This window comes from Lysinibacillus sp. NPDC058147 (assembly GCF_042884205.1).
Classification (GTDB): Bacteria; Bacillota; Bacilli; order Bacillales_A; family Planococcaceae; genus Lysinibacillus.
The window spans coordinates 1-7,057 of the sequence record NZ_JBHVUJ010000019.1 but is presented as its reverse complement, the minus strand read 5'-3'; the positions used below and the strand labels follow the sequence as shown (position 1 = coordinate 7,057).

4 protein-coding genes, 15 tRNA genes and 1 rRNA gene are annotated in these 7,057 nt (G+C 40.9%); 17 read left to right on the top strand and 3 right to left on the bottom strand.

The window, feature by feature from the left end:
* The first annotated feature begins 1 nt into the window (after position 1).
* The 15 genes from ACFVT8_RS24430 to ACFVT8_RS24360 all read left to right on the top strand — a co-directional run bounded on the left by ACFVT8_RS24430 (position 2) and on the right by ACFVT8_RS24360 (position 1,360).
* A tRNA-Leu gene (locus ACFVT8_RS24430) sits at positions 2–90 on the top strand.
* Between the two features lie 18 nt (positions 91–108).
* Positions 109–185: transfer RNA gene (locus tag ACFVT8_RS24425), tRNA-Arg, on the top strand.
* 13 nt (positions 186–198) lie between these two features.
* Positions 199–275 (top strand) — tRNA-Pro (locus ACFVT8_RS24420).
* Between the two features lie 6 nt (positions 276–281).
* Positions 282–357, top strand: a tRNA-Ala gene (locus ACFVT8_RS24415).
* 26 nt (positions 358–383) lie between these two features.
* A tRNA-Met gene (locus ACFVT8_RS24410) sits at positions 384–457 on the top strand.
* Positions 458–464: 7 nt separating this feature from the next.
* Positions 465–541 (top strand) — tRNA-Ile (locus ACFVT8_RS24405).
* 15 nt (positions 542–556) lie between these two features.
* Positions 557–649, top strand: a tRNA-Ser gene (locus ACFVT8_RS24400).
* A 54-nt stretch (positions 650–703) separates the two neighbouring features.
* Positions 704–778: transfer RNA gene (locus ACFVT8_RS24395), tRNA-Met, on the top strand.
* Positions 779–781: 3 nt separating this feature from the next.
* Positions 782–857 (top strand) — tRNA-Asp (locus tag ACFVT8_RS24390).
* Positions 858–874: 17 nt separating this feature from the next.
* A tRNA-Phe gene (locus tag ACFVT8_RS24385) sits at positions 875–950 on the top strand.
* Between the two features lie 3 nt (positions 951–953).
* Positions 954–1,027, top strand: a tRNA-Gly gene (locus ACFVT8_RS24380).
* A 1-nt stretch (position 1,028) separates the two neighbouring features.
* Positions 1,029–1,105: transfer RNA gene (locus ACFVT8_RS24375), tRNA-Ile, on the top strand.
* 4 nt (positions 1,106–1,109) lie between these two features.
* Positions 1,110–1,186, top strand: a tRNA-Asn gene (locus tag ACFVT8_RS24370).
* A 9-nt stretch (positions 1,187–1,195) separates the two neighbouring features.
* Positions 1,196–1,286 (top strand) — tRNA-Ser (locus ACFVT8_RS24365).
* Positions 1,287–1,288: 2 nt separating this feature from the next.
* A tRNA-Glu gene (locus ACFVT8_RS24360) sits at positions 1,289–1,360 on the top strand.
* Between the two features lie 371 nt (positions 1,361–1,731).
* On the opposite strand, the gene nadA is transcribed toward ACFVT8_RS24360, so the two are convergent.
* The 3 genes from nadA to nadB are packed head-to-tail and all read right to left on the bottom strand — an operon-like array spanning position 1,732 to position 5,225.
* A complete protein-coding gene (gene nadA, locus ACFVT8_RS24355; protein WP_387086392.1) occupies positions 1,732–2,835 on the bottom strand; it encodes a quinolinate synthase NadA in 1,104 nt (367 codons plus the stop codon).
* Entirely contained in the window at positions 2,822–3,682 is an 861-nt protein-coding gene (gene nadC / locus ACFVT8_RS24350) for a carboxylating nicotinate-nucleotide diphosphorylase (RefSeq protein WP_387086395.1), read from the bottom strand. The genes nadA and nadC overlap by 14 nt, the downstream gene beginning before the upstream one ends.
* Positions 3,639–5,225, bottom strand: coding sequence for an L-aspartate oxidase (nadB, locus tag ACFVT8_RS24345; RefSeq protein ID WP_387086398.1), 1,587 nt, complete (start codon positions 5,223–5,225; stop codon positions 3,639–3,641). Before nadB ends, nadC begins: the two co-directional genes overlap by 44 nt.
* 91 nt (positions 5,226–5,316) lie before the next feature.
* Here nadB and ACFVT8_RS24340 point away from each other — a divergent pair, with 91 nt between their 5' ends.
* Complete coding sequence (locus ACFVT8_RS24340; RefSeq protein ID WP_387086401.1) at positions 5,317–6,396, top strand: cysteine desulfurase family protein; 1,080 nt, start codon at positions 5,317–5,319, stop codon at positions 6,394–6,396.
* Positions 6,397–6,967: 571 nt separating this feature from the next.
* Positions 6,968–7,057 (top strand): 5S ribosomal RNA (rrf, locus tag ACFVT8_RS24335); the annotation flags it as partial.

Genomic DNA, 7,057 nt, shown 5'->3' with positions numbered 1-7,057 from the left:
TGCCGGGGTGGCGGAACTGGCAGACGCACAGGACTTAAAATCCTGCGGTAGGTGACTACCGTGCCGGTTCGATTCCGGCCCTCGGCACCATTTTTATTTCAACAATTAGCGCCCGTAGCTCAATTGGATAGAGCGTCTGACTACGGATCAGAAGGTTATGGGTTCGACTCCTGTCGGGCGCGCCAAATTAATATTTATCGGAATGTAGCTCAGCTTGGTAGAGCACTTGGTTTGGGACCAAGGGGTCGTAGGTTCGAATCCTGTCATTCCGACCATTTTATGGGGCCTTAGCTCAGCTGGGAGAGCGCCTGCCTTGCACGCAGGAGGTCAGCGGTTCGATCCCGCTAGGCTCCACCATAAAAGATAACCAGTATAAAGATCCTGGCGGCGTAGCTCAGCTGGCTAGAGCGTACGGTTCATACCCGTAAGGTCGGGGGTTCGATCCCCTCTGCCGCCATCTTAAAGGACCTTTAGCTCAGTTGGTTAGAGCAGACGGCTCATAACCGTCCGGTCGCAGGTTCGAGTCCTGCAAGGTCCACCATTTATATAATATTACGGAGGTATACCCAAGTCTGGCTGAAGGGATCGGTCTTGAAAACCGACAGGCGGGTAACACCGCGCGGGGGTTCGAATCCCTCTACCTCCTCCAGTTTATATTTAAAAGGTGCTTGAAAAACTCGAAAAGAATATATTATTTTATTAACGCGGGGTGGAGCAGTGGTAGCTCGTCGGGCTCATAACCCGAAGGTCGTTGGTTCAAATCCGGCCCCCGCAACCAAATGGTCCCGTGGTGTAGCGGTTAACATGCCTGCCTGTCACGCAGGAGATCGCCGGTTCGATCCCGGTCGGGACCGCCATTTTTTTAAAAAAATATGGGTCAGTAGCTCAGTTGGTAGAGCATTAGATTGAAGCTCTAAGTGTCGGCGGTTCGATTCCGTCCTGACCCACCATATGCGGGTGTAGTTTAATGGTAAAACCTCAGCCTTCCAAGCTGATGTCGTGAGTTCGATTCTCATCACCCGCTCCAAGGGCCTATAGCTCAGCTGGTTAGAGCGCACGCCTGATAAGCGTGAGGTCGATGGTTCGAGTCCATTTAGGCCCACCATTATTCCGAAGTAGCTCAGTTGGTAGTAGCACCTGACTGTTAATCAGGTTGTCGCAGGTTCGAGTCCTGCCTTCGGAGCCATTTTTTTGTGGGGAAGTACTCAAGAGGCTGAAGAGGCGCCCCTGCTAAGGGTGTAGGTCGGGTAACCGGCGCGAGGGTTCAAATCCCTCCTTCTCCGCCATTGGCCCGTTGGTCAAGTGGTTAAGACACCGCCCTTTCACGGCGGTAACACGGGTTCGAATCCCGTACGGGTCATACTGAAATGCAGTAGATGTAATTTACATCTGCTGCATTTTTTTGTATAAAGATAGTTTTTAAGATTCTATATAGGTGTTGATAAAAGATTAAGATTCTAATGTTCTTCTCATAAACAATTGTTTAAATAAATGTTGAAATTGATTACATTGAAAACAAACATTGCAACATGTCACCTAGAAGACTACTAAATAACTATAATAGCAAAACGTCTACCAGAAATGAGTAGACGTTTTGCTATTATTAGAGAAACTATAGATTTTTAATTGTAGATACCCCTGGACATAGGTCTTAGTCTAGGTTAAAACGTTACATCCTCGAGGTTGATTTGATCTCTATGGCCGGATGTAAAAGCTGTAACACATTTGTTCTTAAGCTTTTAATAGCATTCTCTCAAGTGAGCTACGTGCCTCTTCCGCAATGTGAGCATCTACTTGAATACGATTATGTGGCTGCCCCTTTTCTATACTTTCTAAGGACCAAAGTAGATGTGGAAGGTCAATTCGATTCATTGTAAGACAAGGACAGAAATTCTCATTTAAAGAGATAATCTGCTTATCAGGGTGCTCCTTGATAATACGACTAACGAGATTCATTTCCGTACCGATTGCCCATGCTGAGCCACTAGATGCCTTATTAATCGTATCGATAATGTATTTTGTAGAACCTGCCTCATCTGCAGCGGCGACAACTTCTCGACTACATTCAGGATGAACAATGATACGCATATTTGGATGAACTTTACGTATAAAGTCCGTATGCTGAACTGTAAAACCTTCGTGTACAGAGCAGTGTCCCTTCCATAAGATGACTTGAATGTTTTCTAGAGATTGATCTGTCTCAAGCATATTTGTATGAGGATTCCAAACGGCCATATTTTCAAGCGGTATTCCTAAATCATACGCAGTATTTCTACCTAAATGTTGATCTGGTAAAAAAAAGATACGTGGCTTTTGCGTAAATGCCCATTTAACCATTTCTTTTGCATTGGACGATGTTACACAGGCTCCACCATGTCGCCCAGTAAATGCTTTAATGGCAGCAGTAGAATTGACATATGTTAGAGGGATAATGGTATCGCCAAAGAGTTCCTGTAAAATCGGCCATGCTTGTTCTGTTTGATATATGTCTGCCATGTCTGCCATTGAACAGCCTGCACGCATATCAGGTAAATAAACATGCTGCTGTTCAGTTGTAAGCATATCAGCTGTTTCCGCCATAAAGTGTACGCCACAGAATACTATATGTTCAGCTTCCTTGTTTGCTGCTGATAATTGAGCAAGCTGTAAGGAATCACCTGTTGTATCTGCAAATTGAATCACTTCATCTTTTTGATAATGATGCCCAGGGATGAAGAGCTTTCTGCCTAATTTCTTTTTAATTGCTAGAATACGAGATTCCATGTCAATTTTAGATAATGCACGATAATGCTCTGGTAGTAGTGACGTTTGTTGTAATAAACTAGTGATGGACAATGGAACTAGCTCCTTTCGTTTGTACAAGTGCACTAATGTCAAAGGCTGTTACCGAATGTGTTAGCGCTCCAAGTGAAATCCATTGAATACCTGTTTCAGCATAGGTATTTAAGTTATCAAGCGAAATGCCGCCTGAAGCTTCTGTAGCAATATGTGGAGGAACTGCTGGAAGCCATTCACGTATTTCTTCAGGGCTACGATTATCAAACATAATAATATCTGCACCAGCTGCAATTGCTTCATCTAGCTGTGCTTTTGTTTCAATTTCTACTTCGATTTTAATGGTGTGACCGACTTTCTTACGGGCTGCCTGTACGGCCTTTGTAATACTACCTGCAAAAGCAATATGATTATCCTTTAACATTATCGCGTCATATAAACCATTGCGATGGTTATAGGCGCCTCCGATTCTAACAGCATATTTATCTAACATACGCATTCCAGGCATTGTTTTACGTGTATCGCATATTTTCGCATTAGTACCTGCTGTTTCTCGCACCGCTAAATTTGTAGCTGTAGCAATAGCAGACATACGCTGGATAAGATTCAATATTACACGTTCACCCATTAATAACTTTTGAAGAGGCCCTTGAATAACAGCAAGAACATCACCGGCATTTACTTTTTCACCATCATGTTTATAAAGGTTAATATCCATTGACCGATCAAGAAGAAGAAATCCATGCTGAATAATAAGGGCTCCACAAAAAATGCCGCTTTCTTTCGCATAAAAAGAAAAAGATCCCTGCTGTTCTGGTGAAAATATAAATTCACTCGATAAATCTCCATCGCCTATATCCTCATTAAAAAATTGCTTGAGCAATTCCTCGAGTTTGATGATATTCATATAATGAATTCCTCACTTTCATCTGTCCTTGTTGAAAAATGATCCAGCGGTTTGCCCACTGATGATCATTTTGTGGTTTATCAATGCGAATATGTGCTCCTCGAGTTTCTTTTCGTGTAATGGCTGCCTGTGCCATTAATGTAGCGACAATATGCATCATGTATAGTTCAAGTTCATGTCGATTCAAGCCGTCTAAATCAACATGAAGAAGTGTTTGCATTGAGGGCAATTGTTGTACGAAGTGTTGCATATCACTAGGATTTCTCACAATGCCTAATGTGTGCATCATCATTTGTCGTAATTGATCTTTTGTAAATAATGATGGCATTGTTTGTTGGTGATGTTTGTCATCGACCAAGAAACTATTTTGCTTGCAACCTGTTTGAATAATGTATTGGGCTGTTCTTTGCCCAAACGCAATTCCTTCTAAAAGAGAGTTACTAGCTAAACGATTAGCACCATGCACCCCTGTACAAGCAACTTCTCCGATTGCATATAGATTAGGAATAGAAGTTCTTCCTTTGTCATCAGCAACAACACCACCCATTAAGAAATGACTACCTGGTGCTACAGGAATTAATCCATCTTGTAAATTAACATGATTGTCAAAGCAAAGCTGAGCAATCGTAGGGAATTTTATTTCAAAGTGTTCAATACTTGAAATATCAATAAATGTTTCTTGCCCAGCAGTACGTTTATTAAATAATGCATGTGCAGTAATATGGCGTGGTGCTAAGTCCAACTGTTCATGTATGCCTTTCATTATGGGATGACGCTGTGCATCGACAAATATTCCACCGGCACCGCGTACAGCTTCAGAGACTAAACCTTTAGCCTGCCCTTCACACCAAAGTAAGCTGGGGTGAAATTGCATAAATTCCATATCACTGATGGCAGCTCCTGCACGGTATGCTAAAGCGATACCATCTCCAGTATTCGTAGCAAAGTTAGACGTACAAGAATAAATAGCACCTGCACCACCTGTCGCGAGAATGACATGGTGGGCAAGATAGCGCTTCATTCCCTCAGGCCCCTTTGTCAAAACGCCAACGCAATCTCCATCTGTATTCAATAAAAGCTCGTAAGCCATTTCATAGCAATTCACAACGACATTAGATGTAAGTTGATTGAGCAAATAATCTATCATTACTTGGCCAGTACGATCACCGCCTGCATGTAAAATGCGGTGGTGACTATGTGCCCCTTCAAGACCTAGAGCAGGGGCTCCATCAACTTGTCGATCAACTGGGAAGCCCTCATTTATTAAATCGCGCATAATTTCTGTGCCGTTTTCTATTAGTACTTCAACATTCCTTCTTTCATGATGATATTCACCAGCAGTCAACGTATCAGCAATGTGAAACTTGGGATGATCTTCTTGACTTGTAACGGCAGCAATACCACCTTGAGCACGATAAGAACTACTCATTTTAACTGAACATTTTGTAACGATCTGAACTTGAAAATGTCCTTCGAGAAGTCGAGCAGTTTGAAGTGCAGCAATACCGCTACCAATAATAAGTACATCTGTCATTACATCCATACACATACCTTCTTTACAGTTGTCTTGACACATATCTTTACATAAAATAAAAGAGAAAACAAGACCTGATAAACTAGAAAGGAAGAATAAGATGATTTATCTAGATTACGCTGCAACTTCTCCAATGACCCCAAAAGCACTTAAAGCATATTGTGAGGTAGCAAAGCAGTATTATGGAAATAGTGCAAGCTTACATGATCTAGGGGGACAAGCGCATTATTTTGTTGAACAGGCAAGAGCTGTCGTAGCAGAATCTCTTGGAGTAAATAGTGATGGTGTCATTTTTACTGGAAGCGGAACTGAGGGCAATTTAATTGCGATTTTGTCATTAGCTTTAGCGTCAAATAAAGGGAAGCACATTATTTCATCACAAGCTGAACACACATCTGTACATGCGGCTTTAAATACACTTGAAAAGATGGGGTTTGTAGTTACAAAATTACCTTTACAGCAAAATGGGTGTATTCATGTGGAGCAACTACGAGAAGCAATACAAGAAGATACGGCTTTAATCACTATCCAACATGTAAATTCAGAGATAGGCTCTATTCAACCGATAGAAGAAATTGCCGAGATTGCCAAACAATTAAATGTCCGCTTACATGTCGATTGTGTACAGTCTTTTTGTAAACTCTCGTTAAAACAGCAAGTAGATGCTATTACCGTTTCAGCTCATAAAATAGGTGGGCCAAAAGGATGTGGAGCTATCTATCTTAATCCTAAGCTCCGTGTTCCTGCATTAGCACCAGGTGTCACGCATGAGCGTGGGTTAAGGGGAGGAACACTAGATACCCCAGCTATTGTCGCTTTTGCTACGGCGATTGAAGATTATCAATATGAGAGGAAGCATTATGAAGCATTACGTCAACGCTTTAAGGGAAATTTACAAGAAACGTGTCAAATAATTGAGAGTAAGGAGCAATTGCCTAATATTTGTGGTGTATTGATGAAAGGAGTAGAAGGGCAATACGTTTTGTTAAAATTAAATGAAGCGGGGATATGTATTTCCACAGGAAGTGCTTGTGATATTCATAGTGAATCTGGAACGAAGGCGATTTTATCAATGGGCTATTCTATGGAAGCGGCACGTCAGTTTTTTAGAATATCTTTTGGTCCAGCAACAACATTTGAGGAAATTGATCGATTACAAATGGCGCTTTCTGTTATTTAGCTTCTTTAGCAGATGTTTTTGGTAACGAAAGTGCAACGTCAGAAGTGTCTATCACCTGAGCAGTAAAATTAGGGTTTAATTTGATAAGAAAAAACCTGAAAGTTATAATTAAAAAATTTCGAATGATAAATTAACAGACATGTTAAATGAATCTATAAATAGTTTTTTGTTTATATTTTGCTTTTTAAGTGGATTGTAACGAAGGGCTACTCTTGAGTGATTCTGTCGAAGATTAAAGATTCCTGCGAAAAGCGAAGCGGCTCGACAGTCGGAAAGGAGTAGCTCATATCGGAAATCAGCTTTTTTAATGAATCAAAATAGATAAAAATACAACTGATAAATTAATTGTTTTCATTTAATTGAACAATTGCTATAATAAATAGCAGAGTGATAATTTCTCTTACATTACAAAAATATCTTCAAAAAGTATTATTTTCTCTTTTTTTATAAAAAGGTGTTGCACAATGTTAGAAAACGTTATACAATAATTCTTGTCTTGAAGGACAGGTAATAAACTTCAAAACGAAATACATAAGAGTTTCAAAATACGAAGTATATTGAAAACTAATAGTCTAGTGATGATGGCAAAGAGGTCACACCCGTTCCCATACCGAACACGGAAGTTAAGCTCTTTAGCGCCGATGGTAGTTGGGGGCTTCCC